Origin of the sequence: Pectobacterium fontis (genome assembly GCF_000803215.1) — a bacterium.
Lineage (GTDB): Bacteria > Pseudomonadota > Gammaproteobacteria > Enterobacterales > Enterobacteriaceae > Pectobacterium > Pectobacterium fontis.
The window spans coordinates 1-17,610 of record NZ_JSXC01000048.1; the positions used below are offsets into that span (position 1 = coordinate 1).

The window sequence follows — 17,610 nt, forward strand, 5'->3', positions numbered from 1 at the left end:
TCTGGTCGCGACTAATACACTTCAGGGTTGGCTGATTTTACCGCAGATAAAAAACCAATAAAATTACGGTTAAAGAAGGTGAAGTTATGAATAAATTGCACCTGTTTCTCTCCTCCTTGTTGACGATATTTTACAGACCACATTCTCCGGTTATTTATGGTGGTTGTCCCTGAACTAACTTTTACGATATCTGATAACGGTATTTTCTGAGTGTATTCTCCGTTAACTTGATATAAATAAGATGAATCGTAATAATAATCCTCATTATTGATACCCAGTTTTTTTAACAAAAATGAGTCCAGAGATATTTTTCTCATCGTACCATCACTGGAGTTTGTTCCTTTTTTATCGCGAAATCGATAAAAAAATAGCCTTAATAAAATAAGTAAAGGAATGAGTGGTAGTATGATGCGTAGAAAAAATGAATAAAATTCCTGCATGAAAATTCACCTCATCATGTTAACTTCTACTGATATCTATGCTTTACAAGCAACATCACGCAGTAAATACCATCTTTAGCAGGAGATTTATAACCAATGATGTGTCACTCGATTTCCATGCCGTCATCATCATACTTACAATGCTTGTATACTCTGAACGTCATGCTGAAAAACATAAGGATCGGATAAAAGGCAAAATTTATCATCCTCAGCGTAGTTGACGGCGATATGATAATCCTCACCAGCAAAAGCCTTAACCGCATCAATATCAGTCCAGTACGTAGCAAGAAAAAAATGTTCCCAGTCCCCTTGAACGACGCGTTTAACAAAGGCCCCCAGATTACCTTTTATACTTTGTGAATGTTTGATGCCCGTTAATTGAAGATGAACGGCAAAACCCTCTGCGTACTCCAAGGGGACACAACCATGCCATGTTCTTACTATCATTACCGACTCCTGTCGTAGTAAAGTCAATAAATTAACCAAATGAACAAATAACGGGAAAATATTACCACTGCTCACGTTATAAATCTGAAAAAATCTTGTTCACATAATAACACATCCAGCCATCCATCATCGCAATAGGTTTCGGTCATCATGTCCTGTGGTATACGCAATGTATGAGTAACTCAACGTTAAACCTTTCTTGGCGCATCTGTTTGGCGGTCGGTGCAGGGAAAGGGTAGCTGAATGAGAGGGGGATTTTACAAACAAAAAAGTTCGCCGAAGCGAACTTTTTTGTATAACTCGATACGGAGCAAAATCTGATGTGGCATTTGATTCGTTGATTTTGTCCAAAATATGGCGGTGAGGAAGGGATTCGAACCCTTGATACGTTTTCACGTATACACACTTTCCAGGCGTGCTCCTTCAGCCTCTCGGACACCTCACCGGGGGTTGCCTACAAGGGGCAACGGGGCGCTACTATAGGGAGTCGCTTAGCTCCGGTCAAGCAGTATTTAGCGCTATTGGTGCATCTGGCTAAGCCTTGAACGGTAACGGATACGCCGCGTAATGATGTCGCCAACATGTCGGCAAAACAGGTGAAAAATACGCATAAAAAAACCACAGACCGCAATGGTTTGTGGTTTTTTGTCAGCGAAAGGTCGATTACGCCAGCAGTGTTTTGATGTAGCTGGTCAGTGCTTCGTCTTTGCTGTTCGCGAAGAAGTATTCCTGGAATTTAGGACCCGCAATCGCGCCTTTAACCAGATCCTGATCGAGACCTTTCAGGATGGTGATCAGATCGTTGTAGGTCACTTCTTTTACGGCATCCAGGATTTTCTTGTTACGTTGTTGAGGAACAACGCGATCGCTTGGATAGCCTCTGCCACCTTCTTCTTTGAACAACTGAGTAAACAGGTTTTCCAGGTTCAGTTCTGCGCCCCAGCCAAAGCCTTTAGCGTAAGGAACGGATACAGCATTACCATTGTTGATCTGAGAGAACAGGTAAGCATCAGATGGGTCAACAACCAGACCGCAGATTACGCCTGGGAAAGAGTTACAAGCCAGCATCGCGCCTTGACCAGTACCACAACCGGTCACCACGAAATCGGCAGCACCGGAGTTCAGCAGAATTGCTGCCAAAATACCGTTTTGGATGTAGGTCAACTGTGCGGCATCTTCAACCGCGTATTGACCGTAGTTGTGTACAGTGTGACCCAGCGGTGCAACCGCTTTAGTCAGAGACTCGGCGATGATGGCATTTTTGGCAGCTTGGCTGTTCTCGTTAATCAGTGCAATTTTCATGTTCGTTCCTTTTCTGTGACGGACAAATACATTTTTTAAAACTGTATTTCAATTTGATGTGTGCAGTATACCGTTTCAAAAATAAAGCGCAAATCGTGGAAGTAAAGAATGCGGCACAGCCCATAAATTCAGGAAAAATACGAACGGGAAAATACGACGAATAATGGCATAAGATATTGAAAAATGGCGCTGTATTTCAGCGCCATAGAGGAGGTCTATACATCTGGAAAGGTTAGCGTATTGCCCGGCGCTTCTCGGTTAAGATGAAGAAAATTCAGGTGTCGTTCGTACTGATCCAAAATATCGTTAATCACCTGCTCTTTACTGTAGTCCATCAGGTCATTGCCCTGACTTCCTTCCAGTAGGAAAGTCTCAAGCCGGTAATAATCCGATTTGCCCGATCGGGCACGGTAGGTAAACGCCGGAACGCTATAGCGCTGTGGCCAGATTTGGTAAAGAAAATTCTGCTCATCCCCCAAATCGACCTGCAGTTCGAGGTGGTTCAAGCGCTCATCTTCAACAGGGGGCAACTCGTTGACTTCAACGCTGGCACCTCGCAGGCGCAACTCACGCGCGACGTCATCCATCGCGGCTTTACAGACGTTATCCAGCATTTTCTGCGTGTGCGTTGTGCCGGGGAAGTTCATGACACGCGAGATACGTTGTTTCCAGTTCAAACGATCGTCGCCTGATATCGGTATGGGGGCAGATGTTTGTAAGGAACTGGCTTTGCGGTAATCCTCAACTCGCAGTGATTTATATAACCCTGCCATGATAAAGAACATCACAAAACTAAATGGTAATCCCATGATGACGGTGGTGTTCTGCAATGCGGATACACCGTTTGTCATCAGCATACCCAACGTCAGCAGGCCGATAGCGACTGACCAGAAGACCCGCAGCCAGTTGGGTGCATCGTTGTTGATGTCGCCGAGGCGGGAGGTGAAGTTACCCAGAACCAGAGAACCTGAATCGGCAGAGGTGACATAAAACAGTAGGCCGGTGATGGTAGCGACGGAGGCGCTTAGGCTGAAGCCCGGATACTGTGCCAGCAGGCTGTAGAACCCGCGTTCCGGGTGCTGCATGACTTCATTGGCAAAATCCAGATTACCGTGGATTACCTGATAAAGTGCGCTATTACCAAAAATGGAGAGCCACAGTAGCGTAAAGACAAACGGAATGATTAGCGTGCCGACGACGAACTGGCGAATCGTTCTGCCGCGTGAAATGCGTGCCAGAAACAGCCCGACAAACGGCGCCCACGCCACCCACCATGCCCAGAAGAACAGCGTCCAGCTATTCATCCACTCTGTCGGGCGATCGAACGCAAAACTGTTGAGCGTCATTCCTGTAAAGCGATTGATGTAATCCCCTACGTTCAGCACCAGTGCGTTGAGCAGGAACTCGGTATCTCCCCAAAAGAGCAGAAAGAGAATCAAACCCAGCGCGAGCAGGACGTTAAGCTCGGAGAGGAAACGAATGCCGCGATTGACGCCGGACGTCACGGAAACGGTCGCCATAATCACCGAAAGCAGGATAAGCGAAGCCTGAACGGTGAGATTCTCGGGGATCTGGAACAAGACTTTCAGCCCGTAGTTAAGCTGAACAACACCGATACCCAGCGTGGTCGCAATACCGAAGATCGTGCCAAGTACGGCTGCGATATCAACACTGTGCCCAATCGGGCCATTGATGCGCTTACCAAAGATAGGATACAGGGCAGAGCGAATCGTCAGCGGCAAATTATACCGATAGCTGAAGTAGCCCAGCGCGATCCCCATCAGCGCGTACATTGACCAGCCCGTCAGCCCGTAGTGGAAGAGCGTCCACACCATGGCCTGCCGTGCCGCTTCCATCGTCTGCCCTTGTCCTTCCGGCGGCATCATATATTGCGTGATAGGTTCTGCGACGGAGAAGAACATTAAATCGATGCCGATCCCCGCAGCAAACAGCATCGCTGCCCAACTCATCAGACTGAATTCAGGTTTCGACTGTTCCGGGCCGAGCTTGATCGAACCAAAGCGAGACGACGCGATGAAGATGACAAAAACAATGTAGAGCGTGGCGGCGAGCAGGTAATACCAACCAAAGGTGGCGGAAACCCAACTAAGCGCATGGGTAATCCAGGCATTAGCTTCTTGGTTAAACAACATGGTCATTAGCGAGAAAGTCAGGATTAATCCCGCTGATGTGTAGAACACGACAGGATTCAGGCGATCCTGCTGGGTGGTCGTTTCTGATGCTGGCATGGTTATCCCTTGCGTTACGTGAACCGATATTCTGATTCCTCTTTCCACGAAGCGCGCTTAGCGCATATCAAAAACAGCGCGGAGGATATCCGCTGAGTACGCTTTCCGTTGGAAGGTGGTTATCAGAACAAAAAGTGAAATATTATTTTTAAGTTAGAGTTAACGTCTGAACTTAAACTATTTTTCGCGATAATTGGTACATATCTTTAACCTTTCAGCAATAAAAGATATTCATTTTTTATTGAACGTTCAATCAAAAAAAAGTTTAATGGGAAAAATCGGATCACGAATCATCGGCTTTTACCGTGATTGAACACACAAAAATGGAGGGAGTAACATGAAGGAAAAGTATAGTGCCTAAGGTCGGAATGCAGCCAATCAGACGACAACAACTTATTGAAGCGACGATGGCAGCGATTAACGATGTGGGAATGCATGACGCCTCGATCGCTCAGATTGCCCGGCGTGCCGGTGTGTCGAATGGGATCATCAGCCATTATTTCTGCGATAAAAATGGCTTACTAGAAGCAACGATGCGCTACCTGATTAGCCATCTGGGGCTGGCGGTGCAATCACGGTTGCTGAGTCTGACAGAGAACACGCCTCGCGCACGTTTACGCGCGATCGTCCAGGGGAATTTCGATGATAGCCAGACGAATAGCGCCGCGATGAAAACCTGGCTGGCCTTCTGGGCCAGCAGCCTGCATTCCCCGATGCTCCATCGGTTACAGCAGGTTAACGATCGGCGGCTTTACTCCAACCTGTGTGTCGAATTCAGGCACTGTTTGCCGAAGGATAAAGCACGTATTGCGGCAAAAGGGCTGGCAGGGCTGATCGATGGGCTGTGGCTGCGTGGTGCGCTAAGCCATCACGCCTTTAACTGCGAAGAAGCGCTGAGTATTACCTACAGCTATATCGAGCAACAGCTCCTTCACGCGTGATCCTTCCTTATCATTTCTGCCTGGAACCCGGTGTTTAGGCAGCCATCAGACAGGAGAATTTATGTCTCGCTACGGTTTACAACCGCTTTATATCAACGGCGCTTATGTCGATAGCACGGGTGGCGATACGTTTGATGCCGTAAATCCCGCGAATGGTGACATCATTGCCCACGTTCAGTCGGCAACGGCCGCTGACGTTGATCATGCCGTTAACGCCGCAATCGCAGGGCAGAAAGTATGGGCGGCGATGACCGCGATGGAGCGCTCGCGCATTTTACGCCGCGCTGTTGATATCCTGCGTGAACGTAATGATGAACTCGCGTTGCTTGAAACGCACGATACCGGCAAACCGTTCTCGGAAACGCGTACCGTTGACATCGTCACCGGCGCAGATGTTCTGGAATATTATGCGGGGCTGATTCCGATGCTTGAAGGTCAGCAGATCCCCTTGCGCGATACGTCGTTCGTCTACACGCGTCGTGAACCGCTTGGCGTTGTTGCGGGTATCGGTGCCTGGAATTACCCCATTCAGATCGCATTGTGGAAATCGGCGCCTGCACTGGCGGCAGGGAACGCTATGATCTTCAAACCCAGTGAGGTCACATCGCTCACCGCGCTGAAGCTGGCGGAAATCTACACCGAAGCCGGGCTACCTGCTGGTGTCTTTAACGTGCTGACCGGAACGGGGAAAACCGTTGGTCAGGCGCTCACTTCACATCCTGGCATTGCTAAAGTCTCTTTCACCGGGGGGATCGCTAGTGGGAAAACCGTCATGGCCAATGCCGCCGGCTCGACGTTGAAAGACGTCACGATGGAGCTGGGCGGAAAGTCGCCACTGATTATTTTTGACGATGCGGATCTGGATAAAGCCGCGGATATTGCCATGATGGCGAACTTTTTCAGCTCAGGGCAGGTGTGTACCAACGGTACACGCGTCTTCATTCCGCAAGCGTTACAGGCGCAGTTTGAGCAAAAAATTCTGGCGCGCGTTCAACGCATCCGTATCGGTGATCCAACTGATGAACAGGTGAATTTTGGTCCGTTGGTCAGCTTTCCTCATCGGGAATCCGTCCTGCGTTACATCGAAAGCGGTAAACGTGAAGGTGCGCGTGTGCTGGTGGGCGGCGAACCGATGACAGACGGGGACTATGCACAAGGTGCATACGTTGCCCCTACGGTGTTCACGGACTGCCGGGACGATATGACGATTGTGCGAGAGGAAATCTTTGGGCCGGTCATGAGTATTCTGACGTATCAGGATGAGGATGAGGTGATCCGCCGCGCCAATAATAGCGAATATGGGCTGGCGGCGGGCATCGTGACCCGCGATTTGAATCGGGCACATCGTGTGATTCATCAGCTTGATGCCGGGATTTGCTGGATCAACACCTGGGGGGAATCTCCGGCTGAAATGCCTGTGGGCGGCTACAAACATTCGGGTGTCGGACGTGAAAACGGCATAACAACATTGGAACACTATACGCAAATTAAATCTGTACAGGTTGAACTGGGTGAATTCCGCTCGGTATTTTAAACGAAGGGGAGAAAGCCTAATGGAATATGATTACATCATTATTGGAGCCGGTTCCGCTGGCAATGTATTGGCAACGCGTCTGACAGAAGAAAGTGACGTGAGCGTGCTGCTGCTTGAGGCGGGGGGGCCTGATTATCGGCTGGATTTTCGTACGCAAATGCCTGCCGCTTTAGCTTTCCCATTACAGGGGGAACGCTATAACTGGGCTTATGAAACCGACCCGGAACCGCATATGAATAATCGCCGTATGGAATGCGGTCGAGGCAAAGGGCTGGGGGGATCATCACTGATTAACGGCATGTGTTACATCCGTGGCAATGCCATGGATTTTGATCACTGGGCAACCCTGCCGGGTCTGGAAGACTGGAGCTACCTTGACTGCCTGCCGTATTTCCGCAAAGCGGAAACGCGGGATGTCGGAGCGAACGACTATCATGGTGCGACTGGCCCGGTTGCGGTTACTACGCCGAAGATGGGAAACAACGAGTTGTTTCACGCGATGGTTGAAGCTGGTGTGCAAGCGGGTTATCCGCGTACCGACGATCTTAACGGCTATCAGCAGGAAGGTTTTGGGCCGATGGACAGAACCGTGACGCCGAAGGGGCGTCGCGCCAGTACTGCCAGGGGCTATCTGGATCAGGCGAAAGGCCGCAACAATCTGACCATCGTGACGCATGCCTTAACTGACAAGATCCTCTTTGACGGAAAACGTGCAGTTGGCGTCGCTTACTTTAAAGGGGAAAAACCACAAACAGCAAAGGCGCGCCGTGAAGTCCTGTTGTGTGCCGGTGCCATCGCCTCGCCACAAATTTTGCAACGTTCCGGCGTGGGGCCAAAAGAGCTGCTTCAGAGGCTCGATATTCCTGTCGTGCACGATTTGCCTGGTGTCGGCGAGAATTTACAGGATCATCTGGAAATGTATTTGCAATACGCCTGCAAAGAACCCGTATCGCAGTATCCAGCGCTGCAATGGTTTAATCAGCCGAAAATTGGGGCGGAATGGCTGTTCAATGGCACCGGTGTTGGCGCCAGTAACCAATTTGAAGCAGGTGGTTTTATCCGCAGTAGCGATGAGTTTGCCTGGCCGAATATTCAATACCATTTTCTCCCTGTCGCGATTAACTACAATGGCAGTAACGCGGTAAAAGAGCACGGTTTCCAGGCTCATGTCGGTTCCATGCGTTCACCTAGTCGGGGGCGCGTGCAGGTGCGCTCCAAAGATGCCCGCGAGCATCCCAGCATTCTGTTCAACTATATGTCGACGGAGCAGGATTGGCAGGAATTTCGCGATGCGATCCGCATTACACGTAAAATCATGGCACAACCAGCGCTGGATAAATATCGCGGGCGCGAGATTAGTCCCGGACTTGAGGTTCAGACCGATGAAGAACTGGACGAATTTATCCGTACTCACGCCGAGACGGCATTCCACCCTTCCTGTTCCTGTAAGATGGGAGAAGACGACATGGCGGTGGTCGATGGACAGGGACGAGTCCACGGAATGGAAGGGCTGCGTGTTGTCGATGCTTCTATCATGCCGCAGATCATTACCGGTAATCTGAATGCGACAACTATCATGATCGCGGAGAAAATTGCGGATCGAATCCGTCGTCGTCAGCCGTTGCCACGCAGCAAAGCGCGCTACTATGTTGCTAGTCATACCCGTGTTTCTGGCAATCCCATTGTGGGAAACACACCCGCGCTGAAACCTGCTTCATGACGTTCCTTGCATAGCCAATTCTCCACCGAGATGGACTGCGTAAAAGTCGCGGTCCATACTTTTCGTTGCTATACACAATCTGACACACAAACGCCTTCCGTCCCATTACTATGGGGGGCAATACCATTCGTGATGTCACTTTTCCTTGAGGAATGAAAATGAATAATTGGCTGCAACAAATTCAGGGCTTATTAGGTTCCGCTGCCGGTAACAAGCAGGGGGATCACCATCAAGGAGGAAAAAATGGCAATTTTGGCGATATGTTAAAGCCCGCGGCGCTGGGCGGTTTGGCGGGCGTCTTGTTGTCGAATAAATCAACCCGGAAAATCATGGGGTCTCTGGGTAAAAATGCGCTGATCATTGGGGGGAGTGCAGCGGCAGGCGTGGTGTTGTGGAACCAATACAAGAAACGCGTGCGTGATACGCATCAGGATGACCCACAGTTTGGCACCCAGTCTTCTGCGGATACGATTCGTGCCAGACGTCTGATTCAGGCGCTGGTTTTTGCTGCCAAGAGTGATGGCCACATTGATGCGAGTGAAAGACAGCGTATTGATGAGAATATTCAGCAACTGCAACTGGGAAACGAGGCGCAACGCTGGGTACAGGAAGCGATAGCACAACCGCTCGATCCCGTGTTGCTGGCGAAAGACGTGAAAAACGAGGAAGAGGCGCTGGAAATTTACTTCCTGAGCTGTGCGGTTATCGATATCGATCACTTCATGGAAAAAAGTTATCTGGATGCGTTAGCAACGGAATTGAAGATACCACAAGACGTACGGCAGTCGATCACCAATGAACTAAAAAACCCGTCATGATGAGGCCATGATTTAAGTTGGTTGGATGCGTTCAGCGTTCAGATAGGATAAATAAAGAGAATAACGCGGGCGAGGATTTTTCGCCCGCTGTATCATCTGACGTTTAGAAAGCGCTGGTGTCTTTGAACAGGCCCACTTTCAATTCGTCTGCGGTATAGATCTGTTGGCCGTCGACCAGTACTTCGCCATCAGCAATACCCATCACCAAACGGCGATTAATTACGCGTTTGAAGTGAATGCGGTAAGTGACTTTTTTCGCGGTCGGCAGTACTTGTCCGGTGAATTTTACTTCACCCACGCCGAGTGCGCGGCCTTTGCCTTCACCACCCAGCCAGCCCAGATAGAAGCCAACCAACTGCCACATGGCATCCAGACCGAGGCAGCCTGGCATCACCGGATCGCCGATGAAATGGCAACCGAAGAACCACAGGTCAGGCGTGATATCCAATTCGGCTTCCACATAGCCTTTGCCATACTTACCGCCGTCTTCCGTCATTTTAACGACGCGGTCCATCATGAGCATGTTAGGGGCTGGCAACTGAGGGCCTTGCGGGCCGAAAAGTTCACCACGACTGGAGGCAAGGAGGTCTTCTTTTGTATAGGATTCGCGTTTATCTACCATGGTCTCTGTAAGCCTTATTTTAATGAAGCACGCAGGTTAGCGTACACCTGTACGCTGGGCAAGTCTGTTGCGTCTGGTTGAACCAGTTGGTTTAACGGAAAAACCAAGGGAAACGTCTGCGCTCTTGCGGTGCAATTTGTCCAATTCTTTCACGAATCGCGGCTAACAGATTTGGCTGTTGCTCATCGTCATAGGCAAAATTGGTCAGCAATGACACGGCTTCCGGCGCAGTTTCTACTGGGAATAAATGGAATTTCCCTTCGCGCACAGCCTCAACGACATCTTCCTGCAAACAGAGATGGCGTAGGTTAGCCGCAGGTAAAATCACCCCCTGAGTTCCTGTTAATCCACGACGCTGGCAGACTTCAAAGAACCCTTCGATTTTCTCATTTACGCCGCCAATCGGTTGAACGTGGCCAAATTGGTCGACGGAACCAGTAACGGCGAACTGCTGATTGATGGGGCGCAAGGAGAGGGCGCTGATCAGCGCACACAGTTCAGCGAGTGAAGCGCTGTCACCATCAACTTCACTGTAGGATTGCTCGAAGACCATGGATGCGGAGAAAGGAAGCTGTTGGTCAAGCTCCAGTTCGGTAATCAGGAACGCCTGCATGATCATCATGCCTTTAGCATGCAAATTGCCAGCCAGTTCGGCTTTGCGCTCGACATCAGTGAATTCACCGTCACCAGCATGAACGACACAGCTAATACGTGTCGGTTCGCCAAAGGCGACGGGGTAGCCAGGGAATTCCAGTACGGAAAGTCCATTAACCTGACCGACGACTTCGCCTTCTGTTTCGATCAAAATCTGGCCTAATTCTATTTCATCCTGCATGCGCTCACGCAGGTAGCCTTCACGCCATTGGCGAGCGGCAACGGCGTCAACCAGCGCTTGCTCCGTAATCTGCCCATCTCTGGCGTACAGTGAGGCATATTTTAACTGACTGATTAACCACCGCGGGCATAATGGCAAATTCCCCTGATCGCCGCTGTAGCGTACTGCAATGTTCACTAATGCCGACCAGGCATCCGCGTCCAGCAACGGCAGTTGATTCTCGCTGCATAGTGCATTGATGTAGGCACACCAGCGCGCCATGTCATCCGTTTCAATCAATTGCAATTGTGCTTCGAACTCACCGTAAATCGCGTGTTCACCTAATTCCGGCTCCATATCATGAATATCAGCCAGACTTTCCCTGTCACCGAGAATAATCAGGCGAATATCAAGCGGCATGGGCGGTACATCAATAGGAAGCGGTTTGCGTTCGTCTGGCGATAGCCAACGGTAGATTCCTTCAGCCATAATCTGCTTCAGACGCAGCCACATCAACGGTTGGGCCAGCAACGCTCTGGCTGATAGGATCAGCGTACCGCCATTAACCTGATGAATCAGTCCTGGGTGCAGCGTGATCTCATCGTGAAAATTGCGCACACAGCCGAAGAGCTGTTCAGGCTCAATCCACTCCTGATAGCCGCAGGATTGCTGTGCCGCGAAATTATCCGCAGGCTGCGTGGCGGTTTCTACCCGAATATGACGGCCCTCAATGATATATTTACTGCCATGTATCACCCCGGAGTCTGGCCTGATGGCGTTCAGCACACGAGCGATCAATGCCATATATTCATCGTTCTCTTGTGCTTTCAACAGCATAAAGCGGGAAGGAGATCGAGGGTGGCAAAAGAGCGTCAGGCTGTCTTCCAGACGCGACTGAATAGCGGAGAATTCAGCAGGAGCAAGCTGAGCTGCCTGAGTGAATAGCGTTTGATAAGGCGTATTATTCGGCAGTAAATGCTGCCATGAGAGTCGGTTACTGGTCAAAGTATCAATGTAATCGTCTGAAGGAAAAGCGTGATTATACAAGAATAATGCGAACTGCGCATAAGGAGAGTCATCTCTCCGTCATCTTTAACACGCCGCAGCATGGACGGTGTTCGGCTAATTGTCTTAAAAGCTGTCAGAAAACCGCCAGAAAGCGGTCAAAATTAGGGAAAACTGTTATGCTGAAAGCAACGTTACGCGGTCACTGAAGACTTTAATATGAAATATCAACAACTAGAAAATCTTGAGTGCGGGTGGAAATGGAAATACCTGGTAAAAAAACATCGGGAGGGAGAAAAAATCACGCGTTTTCTGGAGCAAAGTGCTGCGGATGACGCCGTACAAGCATTGCTTAAAATGGAAAACCAGCCAGTGAGAGTACTGGAGTGGATTGCGCAATGTATGAATCCCACCTTAGAAAATCGTATGAAGCAAACGATCCGCGCACGGCGTAAGCGCCATTTCAATGCTGAGCACCAACATACGCGTAAGAAATCGATCGATCTGGAATATCTGGTCTGGCAACGTCTTGCGGGCCTCGCTCAGAGACGGGGAGCGACCCTGTCAGAAACGATTGTGCAGCTAATTGAAGATGCCGAACATAAAGAAAAATATGCCAGCCAGATGTCACTACTTAAACAGGATTTGAAAGCCATTCTTAATAAAGACTAAACGTGATAGACGTTTGCCTTAACCCTTGCTGACAAACAGACATAAAAAAACCTCGCCGAAGCGAGGTTTTTTCGTTAATAACTTAAGCCTGTGGCTGAGTTACAACGTCTTTGATGCCTTTAACTTCGATCTCTACGCGACGATCTGGTGCCAGGCAGTCGATCAGCGCAGCACGAGGTTTCACGTTGTCACAGGTAGAACCTGTAACAGGTTGAGATTTACCTAAGCCGCGAGCAGAAACTTTGTTCGCAGGGATACCTTTAGAAACCAGATAATCAACGACGCTCTGTGCACGTTTTTCAGACAGCGCATGGTTGTACTGCTCTGAACCTAAACGGTCAGTGAAGCCCAGAACAACAACGGAACCGTCTTTCGGATCCAGAGAGCTCAACTGGGTGTACAGTTGATCCAGTGATTGCTGGCCTTCTGCTTTCAGCGTTGCTTTGTTGAAGTTGAACAGGACGTCAGATTTCAGGGTGAAACGCTTAGTTTCAACAACTGGAGCCGGAGCTGGAGTTGGAGCCGGAGCAACAACTGGCGCTACGCGGTCATCCTGGCCGAAACGGTAAGACAGGCCAACGCTCATCAGCATGTTGTCTGGACGGGCACCAACGGTACCAGCATCACCAATGTTGCTAACCCATTGGTAGTCAACACGAGTAGCCCAGTTTTTGTCGATGGCATATTCAACACCGATAGCAGCCAGCGGGGAAACGCCAGTGTCATTGTTATTGATGTCGCCGCCGCCGATAGCCGCGTGGCTGTCAGCACGCCATACCAGACCACCCAGACGGGTGTAAACATCCAGATCAGGCATTACTGGGTAGCTCAGTTTAGCAGCCAGTTGAACGCCTTGAGCTTTGAAGCTTGCGCTGTCTGTTCCGCTAGTCGTTGAACCTGCATACTTCATGCGGCCCAGCCAGTCGTAGCCCAGTTCAAAGCCCAGGTACGGGTTGGCTTGATAACCAACAAATGCACCAGCACCTAATTTGCTTTTGATTGGGTTGTTGTTGATACCAGTGTAACCATTTCCGTAGAAACCAGTATCGTGGAATTGAGACACGCCCAATTTACCACCGGTGTACCAGGTATTGTCTTTAGGAGCTGCTTGCGCGATGGTCGCGAAGCTAGCCAGTGCCACTGCAACTGCGATAGCTGTTTTTTTCATTTTACGCCTCATTATCATCCAAATCGGCAATTAACCCGGAGGGGTAATAAACCTTTGGTTAAAATCCTTTGATTGGAAACTTTACCCTTATTTATGACTCACTGTCAGTCAACTGACGTTATAAAAGGGCAACTCCAGCGAGTTAAAGTCTACAACGTGATGAGAAAGTTACAAGTATGATGTGATTTACATCATAAGAAAATCGCACGATTCATACATACTTGCTAACAAATAGTCGAAGCTTTTGACAGATCTTACGCCTTTTAGCTGTATTAAAAACATCCAAAAAGCCCACGGAATAGCGCTCTGCGGCGATCGACAAGGCATAGAGCTTGGATTGGTTGAGAAAATTCTTAATTTACTTAATGATACAATGTCGAATGAATTTTAAGGCTAGGAAACAGTCTATAGGCGTCCCCTCCAGTACTTTCTGGCCGCATAATAAAGCCGTATGTATTTCCTGCCTGCGCGGCGTGCCGCAATCGAACCTTCTCTTCTTCCGTCAATTCGTGCGCTAGCCAGCATAAAACAGCGCTGTAATTTCCTGTCAGCAAGGCTCTTTCCATCGCATCCACAGTAAACAGCGGATTGATGTGGTGAAGTTGTATCATTTTATCTAGCGGTAATCCGGATTGCTGTACCCAAGGTCGGCTTAATCTTTGCTGGGGGGAGAGCCACAGTAGCCAGCGAGATTGTGTACCTAGCTGTTGTAGTAGCGGTAATAACAGGTGGGTGACTATGGGCTGCTCGGCGTTGTACACGATTTCACTGATAATTCCGCCCGTAGCCACCGAGGCTTCTGCTGCCTGTTTGTTTGCAGAGAATGACGACTGAACATTGTGAGAGCTGATTGATTGTGTACGCATAATGAGTCCTACCCATAGTGTTACTGTATGAACGTACAGTACATTCAGTGTGCGTGAAAATCAACCTGATTTTTTGAAAGCGCTTCGCATATTCCTTATGCAACAGACAGCAAACACATTTACTGTTTGAAGCTACCTCGGGGCTGTGTTTAATTATTTGTTCCTGCTACGGATATTTTGATTGTTCAGGTAGGGATCATTTCAATACTAAGGATTACGGCAATGAAGCAACTATGTAAAAAAAGGATTTTTCAATCTCAGCAGTCTTTTTCATGTTTGGGGGACATCACTTCGCGTTCCCAGTTTGGTGGCTACAGCATCGCAGCAAATAAAACGATTTTTGGACTGGTATCGGAAGGGGAGCTTTATCTTCGCGCGAGTAAGAAAGATGAAAAATATTTTCAGCAGCGTGATATGCCTAATCTGATTTATACCAAACGCGGTATACCCGTTCCGTTGAACTACTTTCTTGTCAATGAAGCATTATGGCAAGAACCTGTGCAGCTTTTGTATTTTGCCCGTCTGGCGTTGTTGGGCGCGCAGTATGATAAAGCGACCACGAGTAAGAATGGGCGGTTAAAGGATCTTCCGAATCTGAACCATGATATTGAACGCCTGCTATGGAAAGCGGGGATAACGAATGTCGATGAATTACAGCATTATGGTGCAAAAAACAGCTATCTTGAGTTGCGGAAGGTTCGAGCTAATTTGAGTGTCAATGTGTTACTGGCGCTTGCTGGTGCCATTTGTGGCACGCATCAGGCGGCATTGCCCCGCAGTATCCGCAACGAGTTGTTGGAATGGTATAAGAACAACACGGTTTCCAAAGGACCAAAGTACTAGGAATACATCATGTTTTTACTGTGTCATCATGTCATTTTTTAGCTGAACGAGTTCGGGTAAGAGACCGATTAGCAGGCCAATTTGCTGAATAATGAGCGATTCTTTGCTGTCTGACTCGGGTGAGAGGGATTGAATACTGGCGGCAATGGTTTTCAATCCCTGATTGATTCGCAAACTTTCTTCTTCACGATGGTGTAGCGCGTCATCAACATGACACACCGCATCATCCAGCAATTGTAGCGTTTCCGCTGAGGTAATTTTCCCTCGGTGTGCGCCGAGTGTGGAAATATAGCTTAGCAACGTATGATTTAGGCACATGAAGCGGAATGCTATATCCAGTTTGCTTCTGACCGTATGGGGTTCTGAAGACATATTCGACACAACAGACGCCAGCTCTGCGTCGCAGTTATGCGCGTCGCGGCGTGCAATGCGATAAGGCAGGCTATTATCTTTCCCCTGATGATATTGAACCATAATCGCGTCCAGATAACGGCAGTTGGCATTTAATGTCTTATCAATAACGGTTGGCAGACCGCGAAAATGCCAGTCGGGCCAGATAAAGTTCACCGCCAGCCACGCGATAGCGCACCCCAATAAAGTATCGATAATACGCGGCACCGCGACTTCAAAGCCTTCACCCAGCAGATTGAAACAGAGCAGGACAAGTAGCGTAATAAACATGGTGGCATGTGCGTATTGTACGTTGCGAAAGGCGAAAAATAGTACGCCGCTAATGACGATCAGCGTCAGTTGCCCTTCCAACGAAGGAACAAAGTACAAGATAGGTAGGCCGAGTAAAATACCGGTTAAGGTGCCGATAACCCTCAGCGTCAACCGCCGTCGCGTCGCATTATAGTTAGGCTGACAAACGAACAAGCTGGTCAGCAGAATCCAATAACCGTGTTGCAATCCCGTGATCTGAATTAACGTGTAGCCGCTACAGAGCAGCACGGACATACGAATGGCGTGGCGAAACAGCGCCGACTGAGGTGTCAGGTGGCGGCTAATACGCAAGCGGATATCGCTCCAACCTGTGATTTTGTCATCTGCCAGCGTATTTTCTGGGTTGTTTTCTTGCTCAATAGCCTGTTCAGATTCGATGGTCGCCAACTGAGCATCAATAGCGCGCAGGTTGTTCAAGAGATAAGTGAGCGCCTTGATTTGCGTGGTATCTGCCATGTTGTTGGCCGCGATACGCGCAATAGCGGATTCGAGATGCACAAAAGCTCGCTCAATACGGCTGTTATGCTGATATTTTTGATGCAGCAGAATAGAGTGTGACAACTGCTGACAGGCTTTGGCCTGCATGGTCAGTAGACGCTGAAAACGAAATAAGACGTCGCTATAGCGAAACTTTTCACGTAATTGTGGATAGTAAACATGCGATGAGCTGGCCCGTTCGTGAATATCCTGTGCGACAAAATAGTAATGCAGTGTTTGACGCGTGCCGCGTTGACCGCGATCGCCACGTAGCCGCGTTAGCAACGAGGATTTGGTCTGATTAAGCGTCGTAACCAGTTGACTGTTTGCCATCGCGACGTCAATTAAGGGCTTGTCCGTTTCTTCTTCTATGTCGGGATCGAACAGGTTGGCTTTGGTATCCAGATAGCGAGCCAACTGCTGATAACACTGCGCGAGGTTGTCCTGTAGCGGGCGGATGGGGAAGATTAGATGACCAAGCAGCGTAAGCAAATTGTACCAGGATGCCCCGATCAACAACATGATGGGTTGTTGATACCAGTTATCGTAAAGCGATATTCCCAGCATGGTGTAAATCGCGATCAGCAGCGCACCGAAGGCGATGGTCGCATAGCGCTGCCCCAAGGCTCCGAGCAGGATAAAACCGCAGGTTGATACTGCCAGACCAAGGCCGAATAGCCAGGGATACGGAAAAAGCAGTTCGATCGAAACAGAGGCAATAAAAAAGCAGGCAAGCGTAATGAACAAATTACGTAAACGCCCGGCAAGGCGATCGTCAAGGTCGGTCAACGCGGCCGCGACGACGCCAAGTGTAACAGGAATAGTCGATGTTGGCTGACCTAGCCACCAGGGAACGGCCGCTGCGCCACTGAGTGCAATGAGGATGCGGATGGTATACAGCCAACTGCTGTTATACACATAGCGACGAATACCAGGGGCGAAGGTGAACAACGTAATATCCTTAGACGC

The 17,610-nt window shown here is 49.2% G+C and carries 15 protein-coding genes and 1 tRNA gene; 6 read left to right on the plus strand and 10 right to left on the minus strand.

From position 1 onward, the window contains the following. Positions 1-11: 11 nt before the first annotated feature. The 5 genes from OI69_RS16850 to OI69_RS16870 form a co-directional block, all read right to left on the minus strand. Positions 12-440, minus strand: a complete 429-nt coding sequence (locus OI69_RS16850; RefSeq protein WP_039353076.1) for a hypothetical protein — start codon at positions 438-440, stop codon at positions 12-14. A 135-nt stretch (positions 441-575) separates the two neighbouring features. Further along, positions 576-887, minus strand: a complete 312-nt coding sequence (locus OI69_RS16855; RefSeq protein WP_039353078.1) for a hypothetical protein — start codon at positions 885-887, stop codon at positions 576-578. A 355-nt stretch (positions 888-1,242) separates the two neighbouring features. Further along, positions 1,243-1,332: transfer RNA gene (locus tag OI69_RS16860), tRNA-Ser, on the minus strand. Between the two features lie 218 nt (positions 1,333-1,550). Continuing rightward, entirely contained in the window at positions 1,551-2,189 is a 639-nt protein-coding gene (locus tag OI69_RS16865) for an RpiB/LacA/LacB family sugar-phosphate isomerase (protein ID WP_039353081.1), read from the minus strand. Between the two features lie 215 nt (positions 2,190-2,404). Then, positions 2,405-4,438 (minus strand): choline transporter, encoded by a 2,034-nt coding sequence (locus OI69_RS16870; protein WP_039353084.1) that lies wholly within the window; start codon positions 4,436-4,438, stop codon positions 2,405-2,407. A gap of 353 nt (positions 4,439-4,791) precedes the next feature. On the opposite strand from OI69_RS16870, the gene betI reads away from it, so the two are divergent. The 4 genes from betI (at position 4,792) to OI69_RS16890 (ending at position 9,451) form a co-directional block, all read left to right on the plus strand. Next, a complete protein-coding gene (gene betI, locus OI69_RS16875; RefSeq protein WP_039353088.1) occupies positions 4,792-5,379 on the plus strand; it encodes a transcriptional regulator BetI in 588 nt (195 codons plus the stop codon). Between the two features lie 61 nt (positions 5,380-5,440). Then, positions 5,441-6,913 carry a betaine-aldehyde dehydrogenase gene (gene betB, locus OI69_RS16880; RefSeq protein ID WP_039353093.1) on the plus strand — a complete coding sequence of 491 codons (1,473 nt, stop codon included), beginning with the start codon at positions 5,441-5,443 and terminating at the stop codon, positions 6,911-6,913. A 19-nt stretch (positions 6,914-6,932) separates the two neighbouring features. Then, positions 6,933-8,633: a choline dehydrogenase gene (gene betA / locus OI69_RS16885; RefSeq protein ID WP_039353095.1), complete on the plus strand. Its 1,701-nt coding sequence runs from the start codon at positions 6,933-6,935 to the stop codon at positions 8,631-8,633. Between the two features lie 158 nt (positions 8,634-8,791). Further along, complete coding sequence (locus OI69_RS16890; protein ID WP_080752657.1) at positions 8,792-9,451, plus strand: tellurite resistance TerB family protein; 660 nt, start codon at positions 8,792-8,794, stop codon at positions 9,449-9,451. A 103-nt stretch (positions 9,452-9,554) separates the two neighbouring features. Here OI69_RS16890 and fabA read toward each other — a convergent pair whose 3' ends face one another. Beyond that, entirely contained in the window at positions 9,555-10,073 is a 519-nt protein-coding gene (gene fabA / locus OI69_RS16895) for a bifunctional 3-hydroxydecanoyl-ACP dehydratase/trans-2-decenoyl-ACP isomerase (RefSeq protein ID WP_039353100.1), read from the minus strand. Positions 10,074-10,164: 91 nt separating this feature from the next. Continuing rightward, positions 10,165-11,934, minus strand: a complete 1,770-nt coding sequence (locus OI69_RS16900) for an AAA family ATPase (protein WP_039353103.1) — start codon at positions 11,932-11,934, stop codon at positions 10,165-10,167. A gap of 177 nt (positions 11,935-12,111) precedes the next feature. Between OI69_RS16900 and matP the strand changes: the two genes are divergently transcribed. Beyond that, on the plus strand, positions 12,112-12,564 hold the full coding sequence (gene matP, locus OI69_RS16905) for a macrodomain Ter protein MatP (protein ID WP_039353106.1): 453 nt from the start codon (positions 12,112-12,114) through the stop codon (positions 12,562-12,564). 82 nt (positions 12,565-12,646) lie between these two features. Here matP and ompA read toward each other — a convergent pair whose 3' ends face one another. Then, positions 12,647-13,732 carry a porin OmpA gene (gene ompA, locus OI69_RS16910; RefSeq protein WP_039353109.1) on the minus strand — a complete coding sequence of 362 codons (1,086 nt, stop codon included), beginning with the start codon at positions 13,730-13,732 and terminating at the stop codon, positions 12,647-12,649. Between the two features lie 362 nt (positions 13,733-14,094). Next, complete coding sequence (gene sulA / locus OI69_RS16915; RefSeq protein ID WP_039353112.1) at positions 14,095-14,598, minus strand: SOS-induced cell division inhibitor SulA; 504 nt, start codon at positions 14,596-14,598, stop codon at positions 14,095-14,097. Positions 14,599-14,820: 222 nt separating this feature from the next. Between sulA and OI69_RS16920 the strand changes: the two genes are divergently transcribed. Beyond that, a complete protein-coding gene (locus OI69_RS16920) occupies positions 14,821-15,441 on the plus strand; it encodes a TfoX/Sxy family DNA transformation protein (RefSeq protein WP_039353115.1) in 621 nt (206 codons plus the stop codon). A gap of 15 nt (positions 15,442-15,456) precedes the next feature. Here OI69_RS16920 and yccS read toward each other — a convergent pair whose 3' ends face one another. Next, positions 15,457-17,592 (minus strand): YccS family putative transporter, encoded by a 2,136-nt coding sequence (gene yccS / locus OI69_RS16925; protein ID WP_039353117.1) that lies wholly within the window; start codon positions 17,590-17,592, stop codon positions 15,457-15,459. Positions 17,593-17,610 lie beyond the last annotated feature (18 nt).

Bases quoted from the DNA above. Each gene is read 5' to 3' on its own strand.
- ompA (WP_039353109.1), bottom strand. From the start codon at position 13,732: ATGAAAAAAACAGCTATCGCAGTTGCAGTGGCACTGGCTAGCTTCGCG.
- betA (WP_039353095.1), top strand. From the start codon at position 6,933: ATGGAATATGATTACATCATTATTGGAGCCGGTTCCGCTGGCAATGTA.
- OI69_RS16850 (WP_039353076.1), bottom strand. From the start codon at position 440: ATGCAGGAATTTTATTCATTTTTTCTACGCATCATACTACCACTCATT.
- OI69_RS16890 (WP_080752657.1), top strand. From the start codon at position 8,792: ATGAATAATTGGCTGCAACAAATTCAGGGCTTATTAGGTTCCGCTGCC.
- betB (WP_039353093.1), top strand. From the start codon at position 5,441: ATGTCTCGCTACGGTTTACAACCGCTTTATATCAACGGCGCTTATGTC.
- OI69_RS16920 (WP_039353115.1), top strand. From the start codon at position 14,821: ATGAAGCAACTATGTAAAAAAAGGATTTTTCAATCTCAGCAGTCTTTT.
- matP (WP_039353106.1), top strand. From the start codon at position 12,112: ATGAAATATCAACAACTAGAAAATCTTGAGTGCGGGTGGAAATGGAAA.
- fabA (WP_039353100.1), bottom strand. From the start codon at position 10,073: ATGGTAGATAAACGCGAATCCTATACAAAAGAAGACCTCCTTGCCTCC.
- OI69_RS16865 (WP_039353081.1), bottom strand. From the start codon at position 2,189: ATGAAAATTGCACTGATTAACGAGAACAGCCAAGCTGCCAAAAATGCC.
- OI69_RS16870 (WP_039353084.1), bottom strand. From the start codon at position 4,438: ATGCCAGCATCAGAAACGACCACCCAGCAGGATCGCCTGAATCCTGTC.
- OI69_RS16855 (WP_039353078.1), bottom strand. From the start codon at position 887: ATGATAGTAAGAACATGGCATGGTTGTGTCCCCTTGGAGTACGCAGAG.
- sulA (WP_039353112.1), bottom strand. From the start codon at position 14,598: ATGCGTACACAATCAATCAGCTCTCACAATGTTCAGTCGTCATTCTCT.